Annotated in this window: 28 protein-coding genes and 1 riboswitch; of the genes, 8 read left to right on the forward strand and 20 right to left on the reverse strand. The window is 53.2% G+C overall.

Annotated elements, in window-relative coordinates:
* The first annotated feature begins 263 nt into the window (after positions 1 to 263).
* From ACP6EK_RS01685 to ACP6EK_RS01695, 3 genes are all read left to right on the forward strand, one after another.
* Positions 264 to 509 carry a hypothetical protein gene (locus tag ACP6EK_RS01685; RefSeq protein WP_438316974.1) on the forward strand — a complete coding sequence of 82 codons (246 nt, stop codon included), beginning with the start codon at positions 264 to 266 and terminating at the stop codon, positions 507 to 509.
* A 380-nt stretch (positions 510 to 889) separates the two neighbouring features.
* A riboswitch (cyclic di-GMP riboswitch) is annotated at positions 890 to 977 on the forward strand.
* 63 nt (positions 978 to 1,040) lie between these two features.
* Positions 1,041 to 2,033, forward strand: a complete 993-nt coding sequence (locus tag ACP6EK_RS01690; protein ID WP_438316977.1) for a carboxypeptidase regulatory-like domain-containing protein — start codon at positions 1,041 to 1,043, stop codon at positions 2,031 to 2,033.
* Positions 2,034 to 2,313: 280 nt separating this feature from the next.
* A complete protein-coding gene (locus tag ACP6EK_RS01695) occupies positions 2,314 to 2,538 on the forward strand; it encodes a hypothetical protein (protein WP_438316980.1) in 225 nt (74 codons plus the stop codon).
* Between the two features lie 340 nt (positions 2,539 to 2,878).
* On the opposite strand, the gene ACP6EK_RS01700 is transcribed toward ACP6EK_RS01695, so the two are convergent.
* From ACP6EK_RS01700 to ACP6EK_RS01710, 3 genes are all read right to left on the reverse strand, one after another.
* Positions 2,879 to 3,028, reverse strand: coding sequence for a toxin-antitoxin system, toxin component, MazF family protein (locus tag ACP6EK_RS01700; protein ID WP_438316983.1), 150 nt, complete (start codon positions 3,026 to 3,028; stop codon positions 2,879 to 2,881).
* A complete protein-coding gene (locus tag ACP6EK_RS01705) occupies positions 3,006 to 3,245 on the reverse strand; it encodes an AbrB/MazE/SpoVT family DNA-binding domain-containing protein (RefSeq protein WP_438316986.1) in 240 nt (79 codons plus the stop codon). The genes ACP6EK_RS01700 and ACP6EK_RS01705 overlap by 23 nt, the downstream gene beginning before the upstream one ends.
* Before the next feature lie 714 nt (positions 3,246 to 3,959).
* A complete protein-coding gene (locus ACP6EK_RS01710; RefSeq protein ID WP_438318822.1) occupies positions 3,960 to 5,141 on the reverse strand; it encodes a PKD domain-containing protein in 1,182 nt (393 codons plus the stop codon).
* Here ACP6EK_RS01710 and ACP6EK_RS01715 point away from each other — a divergent pair.
* Positions 5,073 to 5,615: a hypothetical protein gene (locus tag ACP6EK_RS01715; protein WP_438319022.1), complete on the forward strand. Its 543-nt coding sequence runs from the start codon at positions 5,073 to 5,075 to the stop codon at positions 5,613 to 5,615. The two genes, ACP6EK_RS01710 and ACP6EK_RS01715, sit on opposite strands and share 69 nt — an antisense overlap.
* A gap of 233 nt (positions 5,616 to 5,848) precedes the next feature.
* Here ACP6EK_RS01715 and ACP6EK_RS01720 read toward each other — a convergent pair whose 3' ends face one another.
* From ACP6EK_RS01720 to ACP6EK_RS01730, 3 genes are all read right to left on the reverse strand, one after another.
* Entirely contained in the window at positions 5,849 to 6,235 is a 387-nt protein-coding gene (locus tag ACP6EK_RS01720; RefSeq protein ID WP_438316988.1) for a response regulator, read from the reverse strand.
* A gap of 88 nt (positions 6,236 to 6,323) precedes the next feature.
* Positions 6,324 to 6,980: a response regulator gene (locus tag ACP6EK_RS01725; protein WP_438316991.1), complete on the reverse strand. Its 657-nt coding sequence runs from the start codon at positions 6,978 to 6,980 to the stop codon at positions 6,324 to 6,326.
* The gene (locus ACP6EK_RS01730; protein ID WP_438316994.1) at positions 6,977 to 8,503 is read right to left on the reverse strand and encodes a GAF domain-containing sensor histidine kinase; all 1,527 of its coding nucleotides are present in this window, start codon (positions 8,501 to 8,503) and stop codon (positions 6,977 to 6,979) included. The genes ACP6EK_RS01725 and ACP6EK_RS01730 overlap by 4 nt, the downstream gene beginning before the upstream one ends.
* Positions 8,504 to 8,878: 375 nt before the next feature.
* Between ACP6EK_RS01730 and ACP6EK_RS01735 the strand changes: the two genes are divergently transcribed.
* Positions 8,879 to 10,990 carry an O-antigen ligase family protein gene (locus ACP6EK_RS01735; RefSeq protein ID WP_438316997.1) on the forward strand — a complete coding sequence of 704 codons (2,112 nt, stop codon included), beginning with the start codon at positions 8,879 to 8,881 and terminating at the stop codon, positions 10,988 to 10,990.
* A gap of 103 nt (positions 10,991 to 11,093) precedes the next feature.
* Positions 11,094 to 11,639, forward strand: a complete 546-nt coding sequence (locus tag ACP6EK_RS01740) for a peroxiredoxin family protein (RefSeq protein ID WP_438317000.1) — start codon at positions 11,094 to 11,096, stop codon at positions 11,637 to 11,639.
* Between the two features lie 45 nt (positions 11,640 to 11,684).
* Here the strand turns inward: ACP6EK_RS01740 and ACP6EK_RS01745 are convergent, their stop codons facing one another.
* Together ACP6EK_RS01745 and ACP6EK_RS01750 are read right to left on the reverse strand one after the other, a co-directional pair.
* Entirely contained in the window at positions 11,685 to 12,932 is a 1,248-nt protein-coding gene (locus ACP6EK_RS01745) for a clostripain-related cysteine peptidase (RefSeq protein ID WP_438317003.1), read from the reverse strand.
* A 103-nt stretch (positions 12,933 to 13,035) separates the two neighbouring features.
* A complete protein-coding gene (locus tag ACP6EK_RS01750) occupies positions 13,036 to 13,560 on the reverse strand; it encodes a hypothetical protein (protein WP_438317006.1) in 525 nt (174 codons plus the stop codon).
* Between the two features lie 43 nt (positions 13,561 to 13,603).
* Between ACP6EK_RS01750 and ACP6EK_RS01755 the strand changes: the two genes are divergently transcribed.
* Entirely contained in the window at positions 13,604 to 13,825 is a 222-nt protein-coding gene (locus ACP6EK_RS01755; RefSeq protein WP_438317009.1) for a hypothetical protein, read from the forward strand.
* A 125-nt stretch (positions 13,826 to 13,950) separates the two neighbouring features.
* Here the strand turns inward: ACP6EK_RS01755 and ACP6EK_RS01760 are convergent, their stop codons facing one another.
* Positions 13,951 to 15,144: a Wzz/FepE/Etk N-terminal domain-containing protein gene (locus tag ACP6EK_RS01760; RefSeq protein ID WP_438317012.1), complete on the reverse strand. Its 1,194-nt coding sequence runs from the start codon at positions 15,142 to 15,144 to the stop codon at positions 13,951 to 13,953.
* Between the two features lie 677 nt (positions 15,145 to 15,821).
* On the opposite strand from ACP6EK_RS01760, the gene ACP6EK_RS01765 reads away from it, so the two are divergent.
* Positions 15,822 to 16,028, forward strand: a complete 207-nt coding sequence (locus tag ACP6EK_RS01765) for a DUF2283 domain-containing protein (RefSeq protein WP_438317015.1) — start codon at positions 15,822 to 15,824, stop codon at positions 16,026 to 16,028.
* A 246-nt stretch (positions 16,029 to 16,274) separates the two neighbouring features.
* Here ACP6EK_RS01765 and ACP6EK_RS01770 read toward each other — a convergent pair whose 3' ends face one another.
* The 11 genes from ACP6EK_RS01770 to ACP6EK_RS01820 all read right to left on the reverse strand — a co-directional run bounded on the left by ACP6EK_RS01770 (position 16,275) and on the right by ACP6EK_RS01820 (position 26,562).
* A complete protein-coding gene (locus ACP6EK_RS01770) occupies positions 16,275 to 16,553 on the reverse strand; it encodes a hypothetical protein (protein ID WP_438318825.1) in 279 nt (92 codons plus the stop codon).
* A gap of 177 nt (positions 16,554 to 16,730) precedes the next feature.
* Positions 16,731 to 16,901 (reverse strand): DUF2281 domain-containing protein, encoded by a 171-nt coding sequence (locus tag ACP6EK_RS01775; RefSeq protein ID WP_438317018.1) that lies wholly within the window; start codon positions 16,899 to 16,901, stop codon positions 16,731 to 16,733.
* 267 nt (positions 16,902 to 17,168) lie between these two features.
* On the reverse strand, positions 17,169 to 18,320 hold the full coding sequence (locus ACP6EK_RS01780) for a glycosyltransferase family 4 protein (RefSeq protein ID WP_438317021.1): 1,152 nt from the start codon (positions 18,318 to 18,320) through the stop codon (positions 17,169 to 17,171).
* Positions 18,321 to 18,421: 101 nt separating this feature from the next.
* Positions 18,422 to 19,558, reverse strand: coding sequence for a glycosyltransferase (locus tag ACP6EK_RS01785; protein ID WP_438317024.1), 1,137 nt, complete (start codon positions 19,556 to 19,558; stop codon positions 18,422 to 18,424).
* Complete coding sequence (locus ACP6EK_RS01790) at positions 19,548 to 20,798, reverse strand: O-antigen ligase family protein (RefSeq protein ID WP_438317026.1); 1,251 nt, start codon at positions 20,796 to 20,798, stop codon at positions 19,548 to 19,550. The genes ACP6EK_RS01785 and ACP6EK_RS01790 overlap by 11 nt, the downstream gene beginning before the upstream one ends.
* Positions 20,799 to 20,802: 4 nt before the next feature.
* Positions 20,803 to 21,894, reverse strand: a complete 1,092-nt coding sequence (locus ACP6EK_RS01795; RefSeq protein ID WP_438317029.1) for a glycosyltransferase — start codon at positions 21,892 to 21,894, stop codon at positions 20,803 to 20,805.
* Complete coding sequence (locus tag ACP6EK_RS01800; RefSeq protein ID WP_438317032.1) at positions 21,891 to 22,592, reverse strand: glycosyltransferase family 2 protein; 702 nt, start codon at positions 22,590 to 22,592, stop codon at positions 21,891 to 21,893. The genes ACP6EK_RS01795 and ACP6EK_RS01800 overlap by 4 nt, the downstream gene beginning before the upstream one ends.
* A 20-nt stretch (positions 22,593 to 22,612) precedes the next feature.
* Positions 22,613 to 22,837, reverse strand: a complete 225-nt coding sequence (locus tag ACP6EK_RS01805; protein WP_438317035.1) for a glycosyltransferase family 2 protein — start codon at positions 22,835 to 22,837, stop codon at positions 22,613 to 22,615.
* A 2-nt stretch (positions 22,838 to 22,839) separates the two neighbouring features.
* Positions 22,840 to 24,249: a lipopolysaccharide biosynthesis protein gene (locus tag ACP6EK_RS01810; RefSeq protein ID WP_438317038.1), complete on the reverse strand. Its 1,410-nt coding sequence runs from the start codon at positions 24,247 to 24,249 to the stop codon at positions 22,840 to 22,842.
* A complete protein-coding gene (locus ACP6EK_RS01815; protein WP_438317042.1) occupies positions 24,233 to 25,189 on the reverse strand; it encodes a GDP-mannose 4,6-dehydratase in 957 nt (318 codons plus the stop codon). The genes ACP6EK_RS01810 and ACP6EK_RS01815 overlap by 17 nt, the downstream gene beginning before the upstream one ends.
* Positions 25,186 to 26,562, reverse strand: coding sequence for a UDP-glucose dehydrogenase family protein (locus tag ACP6EK_RS01820; protein ID WP_438317045.1), 1,377 nt, complete (start codon positions 26,560 to 26,562; stop codon positions 25,186 to 25,188). Before ACP6EK_RS01820 ends, ACP6EK_RS01815 begins: the two co-directional genes overlap by 4 nt.
* Positions 26,563 to 26,627 lie beyond the last annotated feature (65 nt).

Consider the following 26,627-nt stretch of genomic DNA (forward strand, 5'->3'; position numbering starts at 1 on the left):
GGGACTATTTTGGGATGGGAGAGGGCCCAGGCAATTTCCCGTGACCCGTTCGCAACGACCTTCACCGTGTCCTTGCGAGTTTGCTGTTTCGTCCTTTTTCTCTGTCACCGCGAGCTCGTGTATCGCTTGCGAAGCAAGCCCGTTTCCTGTAGCCCTGGGATTGCTTCGCCGCTTTCGTTCCTTGTGGTGACAGGGAGAGGGTTACCGTGAGGTCATGGTCTTGTTTCCGAAGCGTTCTCGGCTTCGAAGTGCCTTGATCCTGTATGGTTCGTAAAGACAGAGAGGGAATTTCGCTGCTTCGTAACTTGGAAAGGCTTTCCTGCCACTTTGCAGCTTGGAAAGACCGAAAAGGAAACTCGGACGCCGGAACAAGGAAGTCCGGACAAGCGGGAGAAGAAGGATTCGAGAAAGACTGGCAAAGGGGGTTTGGAATAAAAAACACAGAGTTGAAGAGGTCCCTTCACGGTGACCAGGCAAAAACTCATCCTGCAATAACAAGGTCTCCATGAGGGTTCCAAGCTCTCATCCCAAACCTGGTCGAGAGCTCGTGCCCGGATATCGCCTCCTTTTGAGTGGGAATCTCCCCTTGAGCACAGAGACCGTAAAGACGCTCTTCACCCTCTCTGAAAGACTCGTCCAGAGTAGGGACAAAAACCCAGATACCAGCATTCCCCGGAGAGCAAAAAGACACAGGTTGACCACGGAAAGAAAGCCAATCCCCGATGACAGTACATGAGGACCCCTTCCCACACAACCAGGACTTAACCCCGCAGTGATGGCGCTTCATCTCCAGAACCGAGCGCTCAGGAAGGTCTCCAAAACGCCGGTAAAATTCTTGGTTCTACCTCTAAAGTTTTTCGATTGCCATCCGATTGAAAAGTGTGGAAAGGGAATGAAAGGGCAAACCCTCCGAAAGGAGGGGGCGCAAAGCCACGGACCTAAGGCGCAGGAAGCGCTATGGTGGCCGGGCTGCCAAGTCCCGTTTTTCTCTTTCCACCTCTTTCTTCCCTTTCCAAACTACCCCAGAGGGGGGAAGAGGCATGGCCAAGAAGTTCCTGTGTCTTACCTTTCTGCTTCTCCTGGTACTCCTTGCTGCAGGCTGCGCGACCACTGAACTTCCCACCCCCACTCTTCCAGAGGAAAGCTCCCTTGCAGTAGCCAGAACGGGCACGGGTACCCTTTCGGGAACCGTGAGAGACGCGGCAGGGAAACGGCTAAAGAATGTCACCGTGGTGGTTGAGGGTACAGGCCTCTCCGCCACCACAAACATTCTCGGGAAATACCGGCTCACCAGAGTCCCCGCTGGGAAAGTTACAGTAACGGCCTCCCTCGAAGGCCACGCACCGCAGCAGAAAACTGTAACAGTGCGGAAGAACACGACCACCACGGTGAACTTTATCCTTTCCCCGGAAAACCCCGGGAACACTTCCCTCTCACAGCCTGCTCCCTCCCCACAAGCCACGGTCCCTGTAGACCTCCTTGTGACATATGGCTGGGGGAAGAACAACGTGGTCCGCTGGAAGAATGGCACGGTCTACGTCTACGATGCCACCGGGGGTAACGGTACAGTGGACGTGGCAAGCCTTCTCAACGCCTGGAACGACGTCATCGGGGGAGTAACGACCTTCCGCCTGAGTTCTCATCCCCAGAGTCCGGTGAAAATTTACTACGACGCCCAGAAAGTCACCGCTTTCGGCCCCGGGACCTGGGGGGTCACCTTCGTCTGGTGGTCGAACTACGAAATCGTTAAAGCCGAGGTGGCCATCCTCCCCTGCGGCACCTATTACGGGGGGATGAGCCTCTGCCCCGAACCAGAGCTCTACCTCCACGAGCTGGGGCATGTGGTGGGTTTTGGGGGACACACAAACGATGGTGGTGTGATGGATCCTGTCCCGCGCAGCACCACCATCACCACAACGGTGCGGGAAACGCTCTCGGCGCTCTACAGCCTCCCTGTGGGGTACACCCTCACCAAAGCTCCCGGAGTGCCGAAGGACGGAATGGCGGTGATACCGGTAAAGTACAGGGAATAAACCTTGCTTATTTATACCGTAATCCTGCCAGAATCGAAAGAAAGATGCTCCTGTACCAGTCAGGGCCTTTTAGGTTTCCATTCCCGTTGGTATCCTGGGAAATGCACCCAAAGACTTTCCCAACGACGGTGTAACAGCTATGAAGACCCTTCAATCCCTTTAAGGATAAAAGTGGTTGAAGGGTTTCGGAGATGAGCAATCCCAAGCCTCCCCGGTCTTACCCCCAGATAATCCGGGAAGGGGAAGGAACGGGCCTGGATGGAGAAAGGGGAATCCCTTTTTGGGGGCGCTCCTTTTCCTTTCCGCCCTCAGTGCCTCCCGGTTCGATGAGCAGTACAGGGTGCTCCATGAACGCCTACTTGCCCGGGGGAAACCCAAGAAGGTGGCCCTGAGAGCTTCGGCCAACAAACTCCTCCGGCAGATCTCCGCCATCCTGAGGAGTGGGCTTCCCTATGACCCCCATTACTCAGAACGGAAAAGGGGCTTTGCCCTCCAGGGGACTTAACGTTGAACACAGAACACCGCAAGCCTCGTATTATTGCCTGGTGAAACAATCTCGTTTCTTGGCGATCGTGGGACTGCTTCGTCGCTCCCTATGGTGACGAATAAGGAAATCCCTCAAGTGGCAAAAGGGGATCTCGCAGTGGCAGATAAGAGGAACCCTTACAAGGGCTTCGGCGTTCCGTTGCGAGCTCGTCGTTCCGTCTGCAAAGCATGCTCAGGGATTCCTCGCCGCTTTGTGGTCTGGAAAATAAAGGGGGGAAGCCGCATAAAGCGGATTTGCTTTGAGGACTTTCGCCTCTTAGGGACGAAGAAAGCCCCAGAGGGTCCAGGCAACAGAAGGCTCATGGTACGGCGTACCAGTCTGTAAGGAGCAACCGGACGTCCTGCAGGATCCCTGCAATGACCTCCTTCGGCAACGAAGCGATGTACTCTGCCTCCTGTACCTGCCAGTTGAGGCTTCTAATCCGATCAGAGAGAATGACCCTTACCACGTCTCTCTTTTCTGGGCTCTCCGGTGTCAACTCCCTGATGGAGGTTTTCAGGGGTGACTTTGGCAAGGAACATCTCCAGAGCGGAGACTTCTTTTACGAGAAGTTTTCCCTCCCGGAGCTCGAAATCAACCTCGGTCCCCTTAGTAAAGCCGAGACGTTCGGCAAAAACCTCAGGGATGCGAATCCCAGGGCTACTTCCCCATCTCCTGACGTCCACCTGTGCGTCCTCCTCGTGTGGAATACACCAAGTATCCCCCAATAGCTACCGCCCTGCAACCCGGGGCCAGGTGCTAAGGAAAACTTGAAATCCTTCTTAGGTGTTCTCTCTATCCAGAAATCCCACCCGAGGAGCTTTCAACGGCAGAAAAAGGGGTGAGATAACCTCAGGACCAGGGTCGTCTTGAAGGCCCCACTCCCCAAGGCGGTGGGAAGGAGAGCCCTTACAAGGAAGAAGAGCATCCCCACGGGGTCAGAAAAAGGAGTACCAACGCGACGACCACGAAGGAATCTTCGTGTGGCAGTTCCAGGCTGTCACCTCAAACGGAGTGACCGTCACGAACCAGGTTCAGAGCCCCTTTTCCCATCTCCACTGCCTGTGTCGAAACAATGCTCCTGTCTTTCGTGAGGAATCCTGAACGGTGCGGTAAGAGCGGCCTGACAGATACCACAAAGAGATACGACCCGTCCTCCAGGAGTACCACATGGCAGAGAAAGAATCCGCCTTCTTCCAGGAGTTCAGCCTGGAACTCCAGGCAACCCCACCCCTGAAGGGTCCCGTTTCTATCGCATCACGATAGCGAAGGACAATACTTCAAGGTCCGAATTTGTAGAAGAAAAGAATAAACCAGGGACGAAGCTTGGGCTTCGTCCCTAAGGCCTGTGGAGGTTACTTAGGGGGTTTAAATCCCTCTAAAAGCCAACCTCTTCAAGCTCACCGACATACCTTACGCTCTACATCCACATGGACCCCGTAGTAACCGTAGTATTTAGGATCTTGCCCATAGACAGGGACTGTAATTGTGATTGAGCTCCCTGTTGCCTTCTGCTTGTAAGTAAAGTGTCCAGGGATTGGGCATCCTTGTGGTGGCACATAATATGGTTTGATTTTGACGTTTTCAGCCACATTCTTAAACCGCCAGCCTGAGTTGAGGGTGATGGTGATAGTAATTTGCTTCGAAGACCCACTCCCGAATGGGGCAGAGAATGTAACCGTACCAGCATCCATGGTTTGTCCGGCAACCAGAGTGACCGAGGATTGTTGTTGGCCGTTAAGGGAGACCTGTCCATTCTCATACTCATACTTGGTATAAGTAGCCCACTGATTGCAAAGAGGATACCTGAACCCAGCTGACCAAGCAGTCTCGGACTTCCACCAACACCCTGGGGTCTCAGTAGGAGTTGGAGTTGGGGTAGGGGTTGGAGTTGGGGTTGGGGTCTCAGTAGGAGTTGGGGTTGGGGTCTCAGTAGGAGTAGGAGTTGGGGTCTCAGTAGGAGTTGGGGTTGGGGTCTCAGTAGGAGTTGGGGTAGGGGTCTCAGTAGGAGTTGGGGTAGGGGTCTCAGTAGGAGTTGGGGTAGGGGTCTCAGTAGGAGTTGGGGTAGGGGTCTCAGTAGGAGTTGGGGTAGGGGTCTCAGTAGGAGTTGGAGTTGGAGTTGGGGTTGGGGTAGGGGTCTCAATAGGGGTTGGGGTTGGGGTAGGGGTTGGGGTAGGAGTAGGGGCCTCAGCCAGGCTGAGTGACAGAGACATAGAGTCCTCTCCACACCTGTTCTTTGCTGTCAGCGTGACGGTATACTGTCCTGCACTCGCATAGATATGGACCGGGTTTTTCTCTGTCGACAGAGGTGTTCCATCCCCAAAGTTCCAGGTATACCTGTTGCCCCGACCGGTGGATGTATTCTTAAAGGTGACCTTCCAGCCACCATCAGTGGGTTCAATCTTCTCGATCTCGAAACTTGCTTTTGGCTCGTCTCCAGGACGGCAGGGGCGAGGCGTGTACGAGACAGTAAATGTTGCACATGCCGGAGCGCCGAAACAACTCGAAACAATTTGGGCAGCCAGTTCCTGCACTGTCGGGTCATTCTGGGCATCTCGACACTCGGAAAGCGCCTTTCGCACGGCCTCCAGAAAGTTCCCTGGAGGGGTAATCTGCGGGATATCGCTGCACTCTATAGCATCTGGATATTCCTTCTTGACGGCCTCGTAAATAATCACCTGCGCCGTGGTGTAGTAGTTGGCCTCACCGGCGTCGTTGGTCTTTCCGCTTTCCACGATGATGCCCTTCTTCACCCGAGCAGTTCCTCCGGGAACATCGGCGTAAAGGACGTAGCAGGAATCGCTGGCGCCGCTGACCTCGTAGTTGCCGCAATCGTCAGTCTGCGTCTCGAGGACCTGTCCTCCCTCCCCCTCAAGACGGACTTTCGCCTGCGGGGCGGGGATATTACCCTCAGAGACCTGGGGGTTGGCGCAGGAAAGGGTGTAGCAACTACTCCCCGGCATCGCCACTTTACCACGGATTCCGGTCACTCCAGGGGCACCGAACTGGGCTCCCGGGAAGCAACCCACAAGAAGTACAAGAAACACAAGGGTTAAAGCACCAAGGTAAAAGAGCACGGCTCTCCTCATCTAAAAACCTCCCTTTTAAGCCTTTCCTCTCCAGACTACTTCAGGAACAACTGGGAGAGAATAGGCCGGTTTTCCTATTTTCCAGGAAGGAAGGGACTATTTTCTCCCGGGTACCGGCAGGGGCTCATAGGCCCTGCGGTTGAGTAGGCAAAAAGAGGGCGCAACGGGGATGTACTGCGGGCAAAACCTCTCAGTGCAACCTACGACACAAGTCCTGGAACCTGGCCGGAAGCCTCCCGGAGAATTCGGTAGAACTCCTGAACGTCCCGGCCCTTGACGAGGTAGGCGTAGGCACCACGGCGCAGGGCTTCCTCCTCGTACTCTTCGTACATACTGAGCATCACCACCGGGATGGGGAGCTCTTTTTTGAGCTTTTCTAAAAGTTCAAGCCCGTCTTCGTTATTCAGGCGGACGTCAAGGACCACCACATCGGGGTTGAGCTTTTTGAGGCGGGAAAGCACCCCCCGGCTCCCTGTGCTCTTCCCCACGACCCGCAAATCCGGCTGGCTGTTGATGAGGAACTCCAGGCTCTCAAGGAGGAAACGGTTATCGTCAATCAAAAAGACCCGAATTTCTCTGTGTCCCACAGCAATACCTCCTTTGCTTCACACAGCATACCCCTTCTCCCCTTCCCCTGCCATAGGCAGGAAGACCTAATTGCGGCACCTCCCCGTCCTATTTTGCCTCTTCCGGGAATCCCTCACGGAGGGCCAAAAAGATGATTTCCCGGCGGTCGGAGAGGCCGAGTTTCTGGAGGATGTTGCTCACGTGGTTCTTGACGGTTTTCTCGCTGATGAAGAGCATCTCCCCAATCTCCCGGTTGCTCTTCCCCTGGGCAAGGAGTCGCACCACTTCCTGTTCCCGGGGGGAGAGCTTCTCCCAGATGGTCGACCTCTCCTGGGGAACCGCTTTCCTCACCAGGTGGTGAATCCTGGAGTAGACGAGGTCGCTCAAAAGGACCTCGCCCGAGAGGCAGGCACGGATGCTGCGTAGAAGCCGCTCCGGCGAATCCTGCTTGAGGACGTACCCCCGAGCTCCCTCAAGAATCGCCTGGACGATGACCCTCTCATCCTCCTCCACCGTGAGCATGAGGAACACCGTCCCCTTTTTGACCTCGCGGAGCTTCCGGAGAAGCTCAAGCCCGTTGCCTCCAGGGATGGTGACGTCAAGGAGCACCAGGTCCACTTCAATAGGGAGAATTTTCGCCACCGCCTCCTCGAAGCTATGGGCCACCGCCACGACCTCAAAGTCCCCCTCAGCCTCAAGGAGCTTCCTGAGGCCGGCCACGAAAATGGGGTGGTCATCGACCAGCGCCACCCGCCACCTCGTCATCCCTGCCCCACCTCTTTGAGGGGCATGAGGGCCTCAACTTTTGTCCCCTTCCCAGGGGAGGAGCTCACCCGCAACCGTCCCCGGACAGCCCGAAGCCGCAGGCGCAGGTTCATAAGGCCGAAATGCCCCTCACCGACGTCTTTCGGGGTAAAGCCCACCCCGTCGTCCTCCACAAGGAGGCGGAGTTTTGCCCCTTGCAGCACCTCAAGCGCCACCCGCACTCTCTTTGCCCGGGCGTGTTTGGCCACATTCGAGAGGGCCTCCTGGAGCACCGCCACCACCGTCCTGTACACCCGGAAGGCCAGAGGACCCGAAGGAAGGGCAAGCCTTTTCTCCACCGCAATTCCCGGGGGCAGAAAGCTCTCGACCACCTCCTCCACTTTCCGCTGGAGCTCAAGAGGGGACACCGGCTTCCCCTTGAGCTCCGAGAGGATGAAGCGGGATTCCTCAATGGCAATGGTGTTGAGGTTCCGGACTCTCTCGAGGAGTCCCCAGGCAGGCTGCTCGTTCTCTCCCACCTCCCGGCTCAGAAAGTGGAGGTAAATCTGCTCTGAGGCAAGAATCTGCGCCAAGCCGTCGTGCAGCTCCCGGGCCAGGCGGTTCCGCTCTGCCTCCCGGGTGAGTTTCTTGGTCTCCTCAAGGAGGCGCAGGTTCTCAAGGCAGGACTCCGCAAGGGCCGAAACCACAGAAAGGAGGAGGAAATCAAGGACGTCAAGGGTATCGTCACAGAAGGCAAAGAGCACGTAGTGCCTGGTTTTCTCAACCACAAAGGGCAAAGCAAGGAGGGACCGACCCTGGAATTCCAGAAAGCGGGGTGCCTTTTCCTCAAAGAGGAACGCCACCTTTTCCTGGAGGGGAGACAAAACTCTCCAGGTGAGCTCCTTCGGCCAGCCCAGGGTAAAGACCCGCCACGACCTCCGGGGCGAAAAGCGGAAAATCGCCACTTGGGAGGCCCCGGTGAGGACCCGCACCGCATCAGAGAGCTTCGCAAAAGCCTCGTTCTCTGAGGAAGCGCAGGGCACCCGACGGGCAAAAAGGGAGATAATCTCAGAGAGGGCAAGGATCCTCCGCTCGTGCTGGCGCCGCAGGAGGTTCTCCACAAGGAGAAGGCCAATGCTTTCTGCCAGTGCCGAAAGCCGGGGGAGCTCTTCGCGGGGGAAGGAGGGAAGGAGGGTGTTGAGGTTGAGCACCCCGATGACGTTCCGAGCGCTGTCGAAAACCGGAAGGGACGCCGAAGCGTGTTTCCTCATCTGGCGGCGGTCAGGATACGGGGAGCCAGCGTCGATCACGATGGGTTCCCGCCGCTCAAAGACGAGCGCAGAGACGCTCCCCTCCTCGTTCCCCACCCGCTTCCCCAGGTACTCCTCGCGAACACCCCGTCCGGCAGCAAGGTAGAGTTCGCCTTTTTTGTCCTGAAGAATCAGAGAGCCGCTCTCTGCCCGGGCCACCTCCAGGGCTAAATCGAGAATATGGTCAAGAACCTTCTGCTCTTCTTCAGAAAGGACGTACTCAGGAATACCCATCCCCCCTGGGGAGATTATACCACCTGCGTTCTTCTTTGAAAGATGCACTCTCCCCTATGGAGCCCTGTGAAACCAATCCCCGCGCGGCACTATAGACCACGGGGATTCCGTCAGGTAACGTAACCCTGTGAGGCTGCTTCGCTTGCAGTGACCCCTTCTCTCCCTTTGCAGTTCTTTCAGGCGCTCCACAGCTTCAGAAAGGGCCCCACGGAGTTTCGCAGCATCAACGGATGTAACCTTCACAGAGTTCAAGAATCGCTCGTGAAGCATGGAGAGCCTCCTGAGCAATCTCCCTGTCAAAGCGTTCACGCACAAAGCCCTGAACCACCTCTTTGGCACGGGAACTGTGGTATGATACCCTCAGGGGGTGAAAACGTGCCGGCAAAACCGAAGAAATCCGGGGGTTCCCCGGGGAAAACGAAGAGAGTACAGCACGTTCCTTCCTGGCTTCTTTTCACTGAGAACGTCGTCTTCTGGTTCCTCTTCACCCTGGTCCTCCTTGCCCCTTACTACCGGGGGCTTTACTTTCGCTTTGAGCGCTATCCCTTCTTCCTCTTCATCTGCGGTGCGGGGCTCTTCCTGAGCTTCGTTCGCCTGTACTTCCGCACCCCTTTCGTCCTCCCAAAGGGCCTCACCCTTGTCTTTGCCCTTTTTGTCCTCCTCTACGGGGTGAACGTCTTCTTTGCCGCCGACCGAGGCCTCTCTTACCAAGAGTTCGTCAACTGGGGCGTGTACGCTCTCCTCTTCTTCCTCGTCGCCTCCCTGAAGACTCCCCTACCCCAGGCCGTCTTTTTGCCCTTTGGGGGGAACACAGTCCTCCTGACTCTTCTTGGGCTCTTCCAGGCCTTCGGGTGGATTCCCCCCTATGCGTACGTCCTTGGCATGCCCCTCCAGGGGATGTTCGAGGGAGGGAGACTCCATGCTACCTTCCAGTACCCCAACACCGCCTCAGCGTACCTCGGTGCGGGGTACCTGGCCCTCCTTGGGATCACCCTTGGAGAACAGAAAACCGAAGGGTTGAGCTTCCTGGCGTCTTTTCTTGCTTTCCTTGCCCTGGCGGGGACCTTCTTCACCTATTCCCGGGGAGGGCTCCTCATCCTCGCCTTAGTTTTGCTCGCCCTCCTCTTCTCCTTCCCGCAGAAAATCCGTGCAGGGCTTTTCTCTGGAATCCTCGCCACTGCCCTTCCCTTTTTCGTCCTCCTCCCCTTCCTTGAGCGTTTCCTCCGGGCGCTTCAGCCCCTCCCCTTCTGGGGTATGCTCTTTCTGGGGGCTTTCGCCTCGGCATCCTTTCGGGGCCTCCTTGAGCCTTTAGAGCGAAAGTTCAAGAGCTGGCCGGCAAAGAGGTTCCTCGCCGTTATCGGTGTCCTTTTTGCCGCCGTAGCCTTCCTCTTTGTCCTTGCCGTCCATCTTGGACTCGTGGGGGGTGGGGCCACAAGGCTTCTTGATGTGAGCCTCCGCACCCGTAATGTCTGGGAGCGGCTCATCTTCTACCGCGACGGCCTCAGGATTTTCGCCCTGCGTCCTGTAAGCGGCTGGGGCGGGGGAGGATGGGAGGCCCTGTACCTTTCGGTTCGCTCTTTCCCCTATTTCACAAGGAGCACCCATAACTTCTACCTCCAGGTCCTCACTGAAGGAGGACTTGTGGGGATGACCCTTCTTGTGCTTCTCCTCTTTTTCCTCTTCCGGGCAGGTAGCGGCGCTTTCCGCCAGAACCCCACACCCTGGGTGGGGATGCTCTTTGGGATTCTCGTTTTTAGCTTTCTGCACGGATTTGTGGATGTAGATTTTAACCTCGGTGCGTACCAGCTTGGGGTGTGGTTCCTGGCAGGGTGCCTGGTGCAGAGCTTCTTAGAGGGAAAGAAAAGGAAGGTTACCTCCTCTCCTCTCCTTCCAGGCACAGCGTGTCTGCTCTTTCTTGTCTTGAGCTTCCTCCTTATACCTTCAGAGCGCCTCAAAACGCTGGGCGACTCTCTCGCCCGGGAAGGAAAATGGGACGAGGCCGTCTACTTCCTTGAACGGGCCTCCCGCTTTGAGCCCTGGAACCCGGAAATCCACTATGCTCTGAGCCAGGCCCTGCGGCAGAAGTTCCTCCTTGAGCGCAAAGAGGCTCTCCGCAAGCAAGCCATTGAAGAAGGAGAGAAGGCCCTGCGCCTTGCCCCGAAAAATGCTGCCATTCTCGAGCACGTGGGCATTCTCTACGCCGAGCGGGGAGACTTCGACCGGGCACTTCCCCTCCTCAAAAAAGCCGTAGCATCCAATCCTTTCGAGCTCAGCCACTACCTGAACCTCGCCCGGGTCTGCCGCTATGCTGGGAAGTACTTCCTGGAAAAGGGCGAAAGAGAAAAAGCCGTCTTCTTCCTCAGAGAAGGCATTGCGGTAGAGGAACTCCTCAGACGGGCTGAGGCGAGCTCTTTAAAACCGTTGCAGTGGGATACCGGGGAGGTCAGGCAACTCACCAAAGAGATGAAAACCCTCAAAGGAGAGTAAAAGGGCTTTGGTGCTCGCCCACCGCAAAAGCGGAGTAACTGCCGCAGCGCTCCTTCCCTCTGTGGTACAATAGAGGAAACTCGCTCAAGAAGGAGGAATGTCTATGCACCGAGGGACTTTTTTCCTCGTCCTTATCCTGGGACTTGCGGTCCTTTTTGCGCTCTCTGGATGCTGGTGGTTCGAAGGCCTTTCCCCCTCTCCCTCGCCGTCTCCCTCACCATCACCCCTTCCCACGAACACCGATATGGACAGGAAGGACTTCACTTTACCTCTCGTGGGAGGCGGTACTCTGACCCTTTCCTCCCTGAAAGGGAAACCGGTGCTCCTCGTCTTCTTCTCTCCAAACTGCCCCCACTGCAGGGAAGAGGTCCCAGCCCTCAACGCCGTGTACAACAAGTACAAGGACACCCATGACCTTGTGGTCCTTGGCGCCGGATACGGCTCAGAGGCAAGCATCGAGTATTTCGTCGAGCAAAACCGGGTGCGGTACCCTGTGGTCTCTTTCACCGACCGGACTATCCTTGAGGCATACGGAGTGAACTACGTCCCCCACAACGTCTTCTTCAACCGTGAGGGGAACATCGTGAGGACCGTTACCGGAGCCCTGTCCTCATCCACTCTGGAAAGCTATCTTACGGGAATCCTCTGAGAAAGAAGACCACAGGCTAGGAACCCCCTAGCCTGTGGTCAATGCTCAACTACACCACAAATCAAGAAACTCGTCCCACTGGGTATCCCGCGCAAAGGCGAGATTACCGTAGTCGGAAGCACCGAAACTTGGACACGAATTGGCGTAGTATGGTAGGTATGGTAGATGTATCGAGAGCCCCTTGGCCCCAAGGTAATATCCTGAAGCTCGGTTGTAGATTACCGTACTTTTCAGCTTCGTCTGAACCTTTGTCAGAGCAGACTTGAGCTCACGGTCTTTCCGCTCACGGTCATTCCATTTCTTGAGCAGTCGAACGAAATTCTCGATATCCACGTAACCAGATTCTTCATCAACATAGGGTGAATCTGGAGAAACAGCTCGATCGTTCAGGGCCGGGATGTCTTTACCTGAACGAAGGAGAACGCCTGCCAGCCCACTGATGGCCTCGGCCAGGGCGCCAACGCGGGAAAGACGTATGACCGAAAGCGTAAGGCTTCCTCCCCCATAGTAAGCAAAGTAGCTCTTCACAATCTCCTGAGCTAAGGCTGTAGGGCTCATGGTGGGGCTTTTGGCAAGCCGGCGGAAAAGGCGCCCGTAGTTCCATCCATCTCCTGGTTCTTCTGCCTGGGAGGCCACGAGAATGTCCCCATAGTTCCTGATTTCATAGGCTACCTCCACCATGGCCATAAGGCAAGCATCCATTCCGATAAGGTTGAACCGAACACCTCCCGCCCGAAGGGCAAAAGCAAGCTCAGGCAAAGTGAGGTAATCCCCACCCGCCGAATCATCCCAGCAAATACCCTTTACGGGATTCCTCCATCCTGCTCCGTGATTCCAGAGAATGAGCGCATACCTCCGTGCAGGATATTGGTTCCGCACAAACTGGATAAATTCCGCCAGAGTTTCTCCATCTCCAGTATTCAAGTTGCCTGCGCCACTCCAGATATCCAAAACCTTTCCTTCCTGCAGAGAGTAATACTTGGTGGACCCTCCTCCATCAAAGAGCACAACTACGTTGACTCTATCCTTTGCCCCTATCCCCGAATCTCTCATTTCTTGAAGATCCCGGAGAGCATAGGGATAGAGATTGTTATCTGCTGCCATGTACACTATAACGGTCCACGCCGCAGACCCCGAGGCCTTAACATCCCCTTCAAAAGCCTCTTCGGTACCCTCAAGGTCCCCTTCTTCTTCAGAAGGCAGCGAGGGAATATTCTCCAGACAACCACTTACTACAAACACCGCCAAAAACAGGAACACCAATCCCATCCAAAATGTGACCTTCTTAGGCATCTGCTCCACCCCTGCCACTTCCTGAAAAGCTCCCCACCATCAAGATATAAGAAAACCCCAGGGGAAAACCCCTGGGGTTCACCAGATCTCTCAAACTGCCTAATCACAGCGGGCAGCCAGATGGCGGAGTTGGTCCTGGCTCGCAAATTGCCGTACAACAAGCCTGACCTTCGATATCCTCGCAGCAACGGTTCCCAAGTTCATCGTAAACAGCGCACCATCTGCTCAGCTTCCACTTTACCTGATCAGCAGTAGTAGCATATTTATTAACCCTATCTACTCCCTGATCCTCCAGAACCGCCCTGTAAGCATCGGCAGAGTCCTCGTCGCAAATGAGACCGTAACCGAAGTTTCCTCCCAGGTCACCTTCTGTTACTGTTGCCGTAATAGTAATCTTCTTCCCATCGCTGCTGAGTTCAGCCTCAGTAACCTCAATCTCTACATCATCGGCCGGGGCAACGTCATCAGTAGTATCTGCATCGTATCTTGTCGGGTTCACTACCGTGAATTCCCAGTAATCTGGGTTCGTAATACAATCCTCGTCCCCAGCAATGGGTTCGTCAAAGGTGATGACGATTTCGATTTCACCTTCTCCATCACCGGTGTATGGATTGTACAGATTCCGCACTACCGTGCTCACAGGCTGAGGGCAGCGAGTGTCAGGAGTGGGAGTGGGAGGAGTTGCCGTAGGAGTTGGACTTGGAGTTGGGGTTGTCGTCGGCTTACAGCCGACCATGGCAAGGACGGCAACGGCAAAGGCTGCGGCGATGAGCAACCACGCGTACTTCTTCATGCAACACAACCTCCTTTACCTTGGGTTTCTTCCTGTGCCTCCCGTGCGGGCTTTCCGCTGTTTCGCCCACAGGGTGCGGCTATCCATCCCCTTGAGATAGGGCCGGAGAGTTTTGCCCTACCCTTGACCCTCTCGACCTCAGGGCAAGAGAAGAACGCCACAAGGCACAGCTCAATTATATACTACGAAGGGGACAAAGGAAAGTTTCGCCCCTGGAGCAAAGACTCAGGGGTTCCCCGTTCCTTTTTGAGTTTGGGCCTTTGCTCTCTCCCAGAATTCCACGAAAAAGGCTGCAAAAACCCCCACAAAGAGCCCGGCCACAACTCCCACGGCGAGGTTCAGCTTCAAGCTCCGCTTGTTCCCAGAATACTTAATATCCCCCACCATTACCTTGCCATCAAAAGCACGAGCACCAACGGCCTCATAAGGGGGCAAAGACAAAGAAAGGATGCGCTGCAACTCCCTCCAGAACGTGTAGTCCCGCAAAAGGAGGTTGTACTCATCCACAAGGGGGCTCTGGCGAAGCTTCTGCATCTCCAGGGCCTCCTTCTCTTTCTGGAGGGCACGGATTTCCTCATCAATCTCTTGAATCGCCTTTTCATATCTTTCTCTCAGCCCTTCTCCAACGCTCAGAGCTTTCTCCAGGGAAACGAAGCTCAGCTCACGCAAAACCTCAGGAGAAAGCGGCAACGAGAGGACCGGGGCATCCTGTTGCTGCTGAAGGATTTTTCTCCTCTCCTTAAGGACCGCAAGCGATTCTTCTACCTCTTTTACTCTCGCATCAAGAGCAAAGAGGTCGTTGCGTTCCAGAAAGGCAAAGAGCTTTTCTTTCGCTTCTTCATACCTCTCCGCAGAAACCCTCACAAGGTCCTGGAAAAAAGCAATTTTTGCATTATGGCGCTCTTGCAAGGCGCTGAGAAGGTCCCGCTGAACCTGCAAAGCCAGGACTTCCGCCATTTTCCTACACAGTTCTTGGCTCCGGGAAGCAACGGTGAAGAGAACTCCCCCTCCCTCTTGTAGAGTCCTATTCACAGAAAGGCCGTACCTCTCCACAAGGGCCTCAAAATCGTTCGTGCGCGAAATTTCCAGGATTTTTCCTGCTTTCGCAAAGCTTGCAAGAAGCAAATCCGGAGAATCCTCTTCCCTGAGTGGAGCTGAGAAGGAGTAAGGAATGTTCAAGGGCTCTTGAGAGCCGTAGTACCTTACTGAAATCTGTCCCTTGAATTCCCCTGGAAAGGAGCTCTCTGCAAAGGTCACCTGAAACTCCGCTTTGAAAGTTTGCGGGACAAACCGCCAGGCCAGAAGGGCAAGGATAAAGGTGGCGAGGGTAACACCGGCAATCAACCACTTGCGCCTAAGAAGGATGGTGACGAGGTCAAAGAGGGAAATTTCTTCTTCCCAGTCCGTCCGGTCTTCCATAAAGCGCCTTCCTCCTTGAACAGACGATATAGTTAAAAGCAGGATTTTCTCAGTATTCTATCCTGTAGCGCCCGAGTTCTTCAAGGTAGGTCTCTGTTCCCCGCCCTGGCAAAGCAATCTCAAAGCCGGATTGCTTCGGGCCTTCGGCCCTCGCAAGGACAAAGGAGGGTCACTGCGAGGTCGTCGTGTCGCTTGGCAAAGCGGTCTCTCAGAGATTCCCCACCGCTTTGCGGCTTTAGAAGGACAGAAAAGGGAGTGGCCTGAAACAACCGGAAAAGGGCACGAGCGGAAAACGAACCCCTAAAACCCCTGCTGAAGAGCCTACATGGTATAGTAGGCGCGATGGAGGCTGTCGGGTTCAAGCATTGCGGAAGTCAGGTCGTGTGCGAGGGGAAGGCTGTACAGCATAAACGCCCGGGGGGAAAGGATCAGCATCCTCTTCCTCCATCATGCTTTAGAGAGGACGAAGAAGTGGCCCCTGTCAGAAGAGCAGGTCCTGGAAACGTTCCTTTTCCCTGAAGAAGTTGTCACCGGGCACGGCAAAAGGTCTATCGCCCACAGGAGGTACGAAGGTTCCTACTTTGTCCGGGCTATTTACGAATACGACGGCAACACACCGGTGCTCGTCACCGTGTACTTCCCCTACGCCAAGCGGTACTTTCAGGGAGGTGAGGTCTTTGAAGATAAAATACTCGAGAGAGGCTGATGTGCTCCTGATAGAGCTCAGAGAGGGCCATCCAGCGGACTCCATAGACCTGAAGGAAGGGGTTATTCTCCACCTTGACGAACGGGGTCTTCCCCTGGAAATAGAAATACTCGACGCCTCGAAGCTCACTTCGCTTGGAGAAATCCACATTATGGCGCCCCTTGAAGTAGTCCGCTGAATCTAGGTTTTTGCGTTTTCCATACACCCTGCAGTAGCCCTTAGGGTCAAAGACCGGTCCTCGATCAGCCCACACCGGACTCCTGGACTTATAGTGCTTCTCCTGCCGTGTGCCCTCTGCGTCCTGAGACTGCGTCGCTTCGCTCCCCACGGTGACAAAGAAGGAAATCCTCGCGGTGGCAGAAAAGGGCTCGCGGCGACAGGAGGAGATTGCAGTGATAGAAGGGAAATTAACCATGCGGTAAATTCAGAAGAAATGCGCCGGTCTCCCGTAACCGGGCTGATTCAGAAAAGAAGAACACCGGAACGTTGCATCGCTCCCCCTCACCAGCTCTCCAGGGGATTTTCTCCCCCGTTCGGTACGATCGAAGTTGGCGTCAAAGCTCACAAGCTGTAAGGTATATTTTGTCGCCACTCCATACTGGTATGCGTCACCGAAGTCGAGTTTCAAGCAAGAAGCAGCATCGATAACCATCCTCATATCCTCCGGTAAAAGATGCAAAAGCCGCATGCCAGCGTTCAACATCACATTGTCAAGGAAATCTCGAAATGCCTGGTGCCTATTTTTTGGAAAAGCAGGATGCCGATGGGGTGGAGGGAGTCATCAGAGAGGAACAACCCATGCTCATCCATGCGCGAAAGAAAGTTCTTCGCTTCTCCAGCGCGTTCCTGTTCCAAGAGGATTTCGAGAAACACGCTGGTATTAACGAGAAACCTCACCGTCTCCTACTCTCCAGTGTGCTATAGCATGCTGTAAAGTCACCGAAGTATACTGGTCGCGTAACTCCCTGGGTGCTCCCGTCCAGGAAAAAAGGGGTTTCCTTGTGGTTTTCCACCCTCTTTTTTCCAACAAAAACCGGGCAAAATCTTCCACTTCTTCCTGAAGCTCAGGAGGTAGCGCCTCACCTAAGATCGCACCGGTGCCAAAGCGATTCCTGTTTTTACCCCAGGGCTCTCACCACCGCGAGCCTCTTATGTTCGTTGAGCAAAACAACCTCCCCACCACAAAAGCGAGATTCCTCACCACTTCGTGGTTCGGAATGACGAGTAAGGGGGATGTCTCCGTGAAGCCGTATGTTCGTTTCCGAAGGGTCTTGCGCCCTATAAAACCAAGGAACAGCCACCCAGCAACCCCAACTTTTCAAACGTATCTCTCCAAAAACTTCCGGTACACCCCCTCCATCTCCTGCAGCACCCGCTCAAGCGAATAGGCCTCGACCTTCCTGAGGCTTTCTCTACCCATTTTTTCCCGCAACTCCCTGGACCTAATGGGCTGCCCCAGGGCCTCGGTAAGCGCAGCAACATCCCCCAGGGGAACGAGGAATCCGTTTACCCCATCCTCCACGAGGTCTCGGTTTCCCCGCACATCGGTGGCCACAAGGGGCTTTCCCGCCGCCATCCCCTCAAGGAGCGCTCGGGGGAGTCCTTCGCGCTTTGAGACGAGTACCACGACGTCAGAGGCAGCAAGAACAGCCGGAACGTCCTCTCTTCTCCCCAGGAAATGCACCCGGGGAAGGGACTCCCGCTCCACCCATGCCCTGGTCTTTTCCAGGAGCTCCCCATCGCCCACGAAAAGCAAGTGGGCATGTCCGAACTTTTTTGCCACCTCCTTCCAGGCCGCAAGGAGAAAGGCATGGTTTTTAGTAGGCGTGAACTCCGCCACGCAGGTCACGACCACTTCGCCATCCCCTATCCCGAACTCCTCGCGCAAGGAAGCATTGACGTTGCGGAAGCGCTCTAACTCCACCCCCACCCCAGGGACGAGGAAGAGATTTTCCCCGGGGGTGAACCCAAGTTTTTTCCCGTGTTCAACGTCCTCTTCGTTCAAAACGATGAGCGCATCGGTGAAAGGAGCGGCGATCTTCTCGGCGGTATACCAGAAAAGCCAGGCTTTCCACGAAGCCCCCCGGAAGAAGTGGAATCCGTGAGCAGTATAGAGCACCAGGGGCACCCGGGCCAATTTTGCCGCAATTCTCCCTATGAAACTTGCTACGGGGGTGTGGGTGTGCACGAGAACATAGCGCCTTTTTCGCAAAAGCCGCAAAAGCCTCCAGAAGCTCAGAACATTCGAAAAACTCAGAGGGCGGCGGGAAAAGGGAAGGGGATGCACCCGGAATCCCTCGCGCTCAATCTTTTCCCGAAACCCCGCCTCTCCTGCTGCCACCTCCACCTCGTACCCCAGAGAGCGCAGAAGCTTCATAAAGGGGAGGTGGAAGTGAAAAATGTGGCTATCGACGGTGGCGAGGAAGAGGATACGACGCGTTTTAGGGAACTCAGGCTTTCTGGAAATCACAAAATCGCCATCCTCCACCAATCCCCAGGGCCACAAGGGTCATGAGAAACCCATATCGTTCCCGGTACAAGGGGCCGAGGTTAGATTCTCACCCATGCAATTTACAAACTACGTTGAATTCCCTTCCTCTGTAGAAGCTCTTCATAAAGAGCTTCCCACAGGTCCACCACTTTTTCAAGGGAAAAATGCTCTGTAACGTGTTCTCGTGCTTTTCTCCCCATTTCCAGGCGTTTTCCTTCGGGAAGATCCATAAGACGAGCCATCGCCACAGCCAGAGCCTCTGGATTCCTGGGGGGAACCAGAAAACCAGTTTCACCCTCCAATACTATTTCTCTATTTCCACCAACATCGGTAGCCACAATGGGAAGCCCTGTAGCCGAGGCTTCAAGAAGTACATTGGGCATTCCCTCCCAGGAAGAAGACATAACGTAGGCATCAGCTGCGTTCATAAGCTGAGGGATATCGCGACGGATGCCCAAGAATTTAACGCGTTCCTTTATGTCAAACTCCTGGGCCATAATTTCCATGTCTTTCCGCAGAGGCCCATCGCCAGCAATTAAAAGCATGGCATTCGGGTTATTGTGGACTACACGAGCAAAGGCCTGGAGCATATTGGGGTAATCTTTCTGAGGATCAAACCGCCCTACAGCAAGCCATACAAAACCATTAACTCCCAGCTCCCTTCGAAGTTTAAGGCGACCTTCGGGATTAGGCTTGAAGCGCTCGATATCTACACCGTTTGGGATATAGCGTATCTTGTGGCGAGGCACAGCACCTACACGCACATAGCGCTCCAAGCCAGCCTGACTTACTTGCGTAGTAAGGTCACAGAGAGGATCGGTCAACCGGTAAAGGAACTCGCGGAGACGACCGCCTTCATCGATGTTGCGGGCACTGCATATCAAAACAGGAAAGGGCGCAAGAGGGCGCACAATTCGCGCCAGAAGGTTAGCGTGCACCATGTGGCTATGGACAATATCTGGTCGCCATTTCCGAATGATCCGAGCAAATCGCAAAACAGGGCATGGATCTGGCAATTTCCGCTGAATGTTCAGAGAAAAAACAGGGATACCCACCGCCTCAAGGTCCTCAACATAAGCCTTAGGCGGTATAAGAGAAACTACGCTCACCTCCCAGTCTCGAGACTTAAGCCGGGTAGCCAGGCGCACAAGCTGTGTTTCCGCCCCGCCATAGGCAAGGCCTGTGGTGAGGAATAAGAGCGAACTTTTACGTGGCATAAATATATTCCTTCCCCCTTTTAAGATGAACCATTAAAGTAAGGAGGTAAACCCACAACAAGGTATGAAAGCCATATCGGAGAATGGAAGCCTCGAAAAACTGGTGAACCAACAAAGAAAGTGTCAAAGCCAAGGTGGTTGAAAGGACTGACCTGGCTTCATTCTTTGCTAATGGTAGGAATCTTTTTGCAAAATAGACGGGAAACAGCCACAAACAAAGCCATAGAATAAATCCTAAAATCCCAACCTCACTCCATATGGCAAGAAATGCATTATGAGCAGTAATTCCAACCCCTTCTGGTTCGAGCAGGGCCTCGTAACTCGCGCCAAAGCCAACTCCACTAAAGGGGTTGTTGTGAATATATTCCCATAAGGGCTGCCAAGCGAGTTGACGGAGATTAAGGTCAAAGGAAAATCGCCGGAATTCCAGCAAAGAGGGCTTGATCAAAAACATTATGCCTATAATCGCCAACAAACACAATATTGACCAGGCTAAGCCCCTACGGCTTCCAGAAAACCACAAAAATAGGAGCAAGCTCAACACGGCCGCAAAAATTCCTGCACGAGAAAAGGTAAGAATTAAAGTAGTTAGCTGGAGCACAAAAAGAATCCACCACGACTTCCGACGATCTGTAAAGATGAGGAACATAGTTAAAGTTATTGTCACAAGTAACCAACTTGCAAGGGTATTCGGGTTGCCAAACAGCGACGAAAGGCGAAGGTAAGGAACAGGACCATAAACCCTTTGTGCAAGATGAAAGGAACCAATACTAAGGACTTGAATAGTTCCATAATTGACCGTTCTTAACTCGCCCAAAAAGTAAACAAGAAGCCCCACCAGGCTAATTCCCGCACCAAATAATGCCAAAGCCTTTGCTAAGCAACCAAATGTTGCCAAAGGCCGGGAGTCACTTAAAGCAAGCAGAGCAACACAGCCAGAGGTTATCATTACCATTAATGTTCTCCGAAAAACGAGTTCTGAATGGCCACTCCACAAAGCAGAAGTGAGGGCCACTAAAAAAAGAATGTAGAACAGCATAAAGAAGACAATGGTTCTGAACATCATTCTGATCCGCAGAAGGGGGAACAAAAGCAAAAAAACGCCAATTTGCAACCCAAGCTGGAAGTAAGGAGCATAAGGAACTAAGTTCTCTCGAGCAGGGTTTTGCAAACTCAGCAAAGCCGTACCGACTAAGATTACAATCAAGCCCAGCCCAGCAAGACTAACCTTTGGCTTCATAAGCTCAAATCTTGACTTCAAGGACATTTACATATTCTCTTAATATCCTTTCTACCGAAAACATCAAGGCTCGTGCTGATGCATGAACTTTTTCTCCCCTCAGGACTTGAAGTATAGCCTCGGCCAAGGCCTCGTGATTACCCATCGGCACCAGTCGACCCCATTTCCCATCTTCCAGGATTTCTGCTGGACCACTTGGGCAGTCCGTAGCCACAACCGGAGTTCCTAAAGCCATGGCTTCTACGAGGACATTTCCAAACCCTTCCCACCTCGACGAAAGCACAAACACCGCTGCCCGTTTCATGTACTTGTAAGGATTTTCCACAAACCCGGGCAATGCAACTTCTCCCTCCAGTCCCAGCTTGCGCACCAAAATCTCAAGATTTGGCCGCTCCTCACCTTCCCCAAGAATCATAAGCCTCGCGGGGCGCTCTTTCCGCACCAGGGCAAAAGCCCGAATGAGGGTCGGAAAATCCTTTGGTTTAGTTAATCTTCCCACTCCCAGAACCACAGGAGGTTCACCCTGACGAAACCAAGGGTGGTCCAGTGGCTCTTCGGCTTTGGTAAAGAGTTCTGGCGTCACCACAGGGTTGTAGATGACTTTTATCTTCTCTGCAGGCAGGCCTGTTCGAGCAATCAAATCCTCAGCCACTCCACGGGACACAGCAACTACCGCATCAGCATAAGGGTAAAAGACCCTGATTAAAAAGGGCATAAACTTAGCTCGAACAGAAGGAGCATTTTCCGTAGAAAAACTTAAAGTGCTGTGCTCTGAAACCACAAGGCGTGTTTTAACCCTCGCCAAAAATTTTGCCCAAATGGCCACGATGTTGGCATGGTTCAAAGCAGAAAGCATCGCCTGTGGTTGTTCCCGACGAAGATAGCGTATAAGCCCAGGAAGGCTACAAAGCACTCGCCTGGCCCCTAAGTCCACCACCGGCACCTCTTTAGGCACCTGGGAAAGATACGGTCCTTCAGCCTTAGCAAGCACAAGGTCGACCTGAAGGCCCCGCTCTACAAATCCCCGGGCCAGATTCACCATCACTCTCTCAGCCCCGCCACCTCGGAGGGAAGGGAGAAAAAGAGCCAATTTCATTTTTTCTCACCCTGGATAAGTTCTTTAGTAGAAGCTCTTTGAGACAAAAATTTCTTATCACGGAGGTAAACCATTAAGCCAATAGGGAGGCTAAAAAGATAAAGTCCCTTTTTGGTGATTTCTGCATATTGGTTTCGTAAAGATACTTTCCCATGAAGGGAAAATCGAACATAATTGGCACAGGCTCGCAAACGGTCAAAGAATGGTACGTAAAAGCCCTCCAATTCCACAAACTCTCGATAGTAGGTCCGTGCTGCAATATTTGATTGGACACGGATTTCGATTGATCGAGCCGTAAGTCCTTCAGGTTGATATTCCTTGTACGCGAAAACCTCGTTAACAAAGCGGATCTGATATTTCCTGGCGATCCGGCTCCAAACCAGTGACTCGGTGACAAATCTACCCAAATCTTCAGGGAAGGGGAACTCCCTCAGCACTTCTGTGCGATTCATTCCGAATTTGTCGCCCTTAACGCGGTATTTCGTCCTAATTTCTACAGCGTTAGAGTCAATTACCGGTGCCGGAAATGGTGATCCTACGATTTTGCCTGAAGGATAGGCATAGAGACCTGCAACACCAGTATAATTTTCACGAGCTTCAAGAGGGATAGTTTTCCACCAGTAAAGCAATCGTTCTAATGCCTTTGAAGCAAGCCAATCATCGCTGTCAAGGATCACGAATAACTCACCTTTTGCCATTTCAACCCCACGGTTGATTGCTACATGCTTTCCACTGTTTGGTTGCCAAATGTAGGTATGGGGAAATCTGCTTCCTTTATCCAATGGGTTACTATATCTTGAGTTTCATCAGTGGAACCGTCATCTACAATAACCCATTCAAAATCCCTAAAAGTCTGATTTTTTAAGCTTTGAAAAGCTCTGTCAAGAAGGTGTGCCCGGTTAAAGGTGGGGGTAAAGACTGTAAAGGTTGGTTTACCTCTCATATTTACCTCCCTCGTAAAATCTTAACTCGTATATTACCAATGTTCATGAGCATTACTGTAAAAGAATAAATAACCAGACCACAGATTACTTGAATCACTAAAGACCTAAGTCCTTGAAATTCTCTAACCATTCCGAGCACTAACGCCATGGGAATGCAAGCGAGGGTAATCTTTAGCCAGTCCAGCCGGGGAACCGGGATCTGGAAAACTCGGCGTCCCAAAAGAATGCTTAAAATGAGAGCCAAGAAATATGCAGCAAACGTTGCATAGGCTGCACCAATAATACCCCAAATTGAAATCCACCACAAGTTTAAGATAAGGTTCAAAACCGCAGCTGACCCAACTACCCATATTTGTTCGACCGTGCGCCGGCCAAGCTGGAAGGCAAGGTCAAAATGATAAGCTCGCAGCCCACTGAGAAAGATGCTCCCCGCTACCCAAGCTAACACCGGTGCAGCACCCGTGCGAAATTTTACGCCGAGTAACGTTTCTGAAATATTTGGGGCAAGAATGACCATGCCCAAGGAAGCAGGTAGACCAATTCCCATCAAAAAAATGGCATTGCGTACCAGAATTTTATCTGCCTCTTCCTTTCCTTTGTTTTCCAGTGCTCTTATAGCTAAAGGGTAACTTGCCAAATTTACGGTCACCATAAGTAACCCCAAGGGTTGTTGTGCTAAGTCATAAATAGCAGCGTATTGTCCTGCAGCACTTTCCCCTAAAAGCCAAGCGATTATGAACCGGTCGGAAGAGCTTACAATAAAATTGAGAGCAAATGTTGCGGTTAGAGGAAGGCCATACTTTAACAACTCTTTTAAAAGATTTCTGTCAACAGCGAGTTTAATTGTATGCCACTCGCCTCGCCCCACGAACAACGTGGCAAGAATACACCCCACAATAAGTCCAGATAAAGGTCCATAGGGGCCAAGACCGTGGATAACCAACGCAGTTCCCAAACCGAGAGCCGTTGCAGACTTGATACCGAGCATCAAACCATATCGAAGAGGCTGAAGTTTCACACGCTGCAGCTCCAAATTTAGTTCTAACCAGGCTTCTGCCAAAAGCAATACAATGCCGGTAAGAATTAAATTGCGCCAAAGAGGATCAGATCTGGTAAACGCCAGAATTGCACCCACTACGCCCGTGACAAAACAAAGCCCCAAAAAACCAGAAAAAGTTGTAGAAAGTAGTTTCTGAGGGTTCTCAAGATATTGGGGGAAGAAGCGGAGAAGGGAAAGACGCAACCATTGAAAACACACGGTGTTGAATAGCCCTACCCCTGCAACCACGAGAGCGTATTGACCGTAGTCAACCGGTGAAATCAAACGAGTGTAAATTAGAATCGCTAAAAAATTGATGATCCCAGAGACAACTCGGACTAAAAAGTAAAAAAGACTATGGCGCACTAGCATGGTTTAAAGATTCAACGAAACGAAAAAGTCCTTCACTAAACGACGTTTTAGGAATATAGCCCAAAAGCTGTTCTGCTTTTTCCACATCAGCCCAGGTGTGAGGCACATCTCCAGCAGGCACAGGAAAGTGCTCTATGCGTGCTTTTTTCCCTAACACTTCTTCCACGGCTCGTACGACTTCCAACACCGTAATGGGTCGACCACTTCCGAGATTAAAGACCTCAAATGGTGCCCCCTCATAGTCCATGGCCGCACGGATGCCCCGGACCAAGTCGCCTATATATGTGTAGTCCCGACGAGCGCTGCCATCGCCGTAAACTGGTATGGGTTTCCCCTCAAGCATGAGCCGGGCAAATTTGTGAATGGCCAAATCCGGGCGCTGCCGCGGGCCATAAGCCGTAAAAATCCGCAGGGCAATAAAACGAATGCCGTAGAGGTGGCTGTAAACCCGTCCCAGAGCTTCTCCTGCAAGCTTCGTTGCCCCGTAAGGGCTCACCGGCAAAAGAAGGCTATCATCCTCCCGCCAGGGAAGGTTCGGATTGGCCCCATAAACACTCGAAGAGGAAGCAAACACGAACTGCTGTACACCCCACTCCTTAGCAAGCTCAAGAAGATTTAAAGTACCCCGAACATTGACCTCGTAGTAAGAAGCTGGGTCCAAAACCGAGGGTCGAACACCAGCTCTGGCAGCAAGATGCACGATCGCATCGTATTCTCCAGAAAGACGCTTACGAAGGGCTTCTGTATTCCTAATGTCGGCCTCAACCAGCGTGTAGTTCGGATGAGAAAGATGAGGAGCAACATTTTGCCGTTTGATTCGTGGGTCATAAAAGGGGTCGAAACTGTCCACGACGGTGACTTGCCAGCCTTCGTCCAAAAGCAGATCCACCAGGTGGCTTCCGATAAAGCCCGCTCCTCCAGTAACCAGGGCATGTTTCATCTGCCTACCCCCAGGTACAGAAAACCCGCCTTCTGTGCCTCGCCAGGGTCATAGAGGTTACGACCATCAAGAAGCACCGACGTGCGCATGACAGAGGCCAGGCGACAAAGGTCAAGGCGCCGGTACTCAGGCCAGTCGGTTGCCAGAAGCAACGCCTCGGCACCTTCGGCAAGGAGATAAGGGTCGGAGAAAAATTCTACCTCCAAACCGCTGAGGGCCCGACGGGCGTTTTCTAACGCCACCGGATCGTGAGCCCGCACATGAGCACCGCGCTCACAGAGAATACGGATGACGTCTAAAGCCGGAGATTCTCGAACATCGTCGGTCCCCGGCTTAAAGGCCAGTCCCAGAATTCCGATTACCCGGCCGCGCACACCCTTCAGGGCTTCCTGGAGCTTTTCCACAGCACGAAGACGTTGACGAAAGTTGACTTCTCGGGCAGCCTGGACAATACGCATGTCGTATCCGTGTTCTTGCCCCATGGCTAAAAGCGCCGCGGTGTCTTTGGGGAGACAGCTCCCACCCCACCCAAGACCGGCCTGGAGGAAAAGGGGACCGATTCGGGGATCAAGACCCATGCCTCTTGCGACCTCCGTGACGTCTGCACCAACCTTTTCACACAACCCGGCAATTTCGTTGATAAAACTGATTTTCAGGGCCAAAAATGCGTTTGCCGCGTATTTCATCATCTCCGCACTGACAGGGTCTGTGGTAATCAGGGGAGGGAGGGGGAAACCACGGGGCCGGGGAAGAAAATCCGGAGGTTCAAAGGTCTGTTCGAGAATCGGCCGGTAAAGACGGCGTAGCACTTCCACGGCTTCAGGATGTTCGGCACCAACGACAATACGGTCAGGATAGAAGAAATCGTAAAGGGCCTGACCTTCCCGGAGGAACTCAGGATTGGAGACAAAGAAGACCCTGGGGGAGACCCCACGCTCCTGAAGGACGCGATCGATGACATGGGCGACACGTCGACTGGTACCGATAGGAACGGTGGACTTTATTACCACCGTGTAGGTGTGACCATCAAGCATCACCTGGCTCACTTCACAGGCGGCTTTTTCCACGAAACCTGTATCGGCATTGCCATCGGTTCGATTGGGGGTTCCAACGGCAACGATGATGACTTCAGCCTCAGGAACCGCTTCTTGAATATCTCCGGTAAACGAAACACGCCCTTCCACAAGCCGGAGAAGTTTCTCCAGTCCTGACTCATAAATCGGGGATTTCCCGGATTTCAAAAGCAGGAGCTTCTCCGCATTTTTTTCGACACAGGTAACCCTGTGACCGATATAAGCCAAAGCAAGAGCTGTGGTAAGACCAACATATCCAGCACCAACAATAGCCACTTTAAGGCTTGCCAATCTCTCCATGGGCCCTCGGTACCAATTATACCGAAAAAGTCCAAAAATCGGATGGTTCGAAAGACTTTTTGATG

Origin of the sequence: Candidatus Caldatribacterium sp. SIUC1, assembly GCF_051549785.1 — a bacterium.
Lineage (GTDB): Bacteria > Atribacterota > Atribacteria > Atribacterales > Caldatribacteriaceae > Caldatribacterium.

What these genes read in the sequence shown, in the direction of transcription:
- ACP6EK_RS01800 (WP_438317032.1), bottom strand. Translation starts at nt 22,592, where the DNA reads ATGGCAAAAGGTGAGTTATTCGTGATCCTTGACAGCGATGATTGGCTT.
- ACP6EK_RS01690 (WP_438316977.1), top strand. Translation starts at nt 1,041, where the DNA reads ATGGCCAAGAAGTTCCTGTGTCTTACCTTTCTGCTTCTCCTGGTACTC.
- ACP6EK_RS01770 (WP_438318825.1), bottom strand. Translation starts at nt 16,553, where the DNA reads ATGTTGAACGCTGGCATGCGGCTTTTGCATCTTTTACCGGAGGATATG.
- ACP6EK_RS01730 (WP_438316994.1), bottom strand. Translation starts at nt 8,503, where the DNA reads ATGGGTATTCCTGAGTACGTCCTTTCTGAAGAAGAGCAGAAGGTTCTT.
- ACP6EK_RS01745 (WP_438317003.1), bottom strand. Translation starts at nt 12,932, where the DNA reads ATGCCTAAGAAGGTCACATTTTGGATGGGATTGGTGTTCCTGTTTTTG.
- ACP6EK_RS01685 (WP_438316974.1), top strand. Translation starts at nt 264, where the DNA reads ATGGTTCGTAAAGACAGAGAGGGAATTTCGCTGCTTCGTAACTTGGAA.
- ACP6EK_RS01785 (WP_438317024.1), bottom strand. Translation starts at nt 19,558, where the DNA reads ATGCCACGTAAAAGTTCGCTCTTATTCCTCACCACAGGCCTTGCCTAT.
- ACP6EK_RS01810 (WP_438317038.1), bottom strand. Translation starts at nt 24,249, where the DNA reads ATGCTAGTGCGCCATAGTCTTTTTTACTTTTTAGTCCGAGTTGTCTCT.
- ACP6EK_RS01815 (WP_438317042.1), bottom strand. Translation starts at nt 25,189, where the DNA reads ATGAAACATGCCCTGGTTACTGGAGGAGCGGGCTTTATCGGAAGCCAC.
- ACP6EK_RS01805 (WP_438317035.1), bottom strand. Translation starts at nt 22,837, where the DNA reads ATGAGAGGTAAACCAACCTTTACAGTCTTTACCCCCACCTTTAACCGG.
- ACP6EK_RS01740 (WP_438317000.1), top strand. Translation starts at nt 11,094, where the DNA reads ATGCACCGAGGGACTTTTTTCCTCGTCCTTATCCTGGGACTTGCGGTC.
- ACP6EK_RS01725 (WP_438316991.1), bottom strand. Translation starts at nt 6,980, where the DNA reads ATGACGAGGTGGCGGGTGGCGCTGGTCGATGACCACCCCATTTTCGTG.
- ACP6EK_RS01790 (WP_438317026.1), bottom strand. Translation starts at nt 20,798, where the DNA reads ATGAAGCCAAAGGTTAGTCTTGCTGGGCTGGGCTTGATTGTAATCTTA.
- ACP6EK_RS01795 (WP_438317029.1), bottom strand. Translation starts at nt 21,894, where the DNA reads ATGAAATTGGCTCTTTTTCTCCCTTCCCTCCGAGGTGGCGGGGCTGAG.
- ACP6EK_RS01820 (WP_438317045.1), bottom strand. Translation starts at nt 26,562, where the DNA reads ATGGAGAGATTGGCAAGCCTTAAAGTGGCTATTGTTGGTGCTGGATAT.
- ACP6EK_RS01760 (WP_438317012.1), bottom strand. Translation starts at nt 15,144, where the DNA reads ATGGAAGACCGGACGGACTGGGAAGAAGAAATTTCCCTCTTTGACCTC.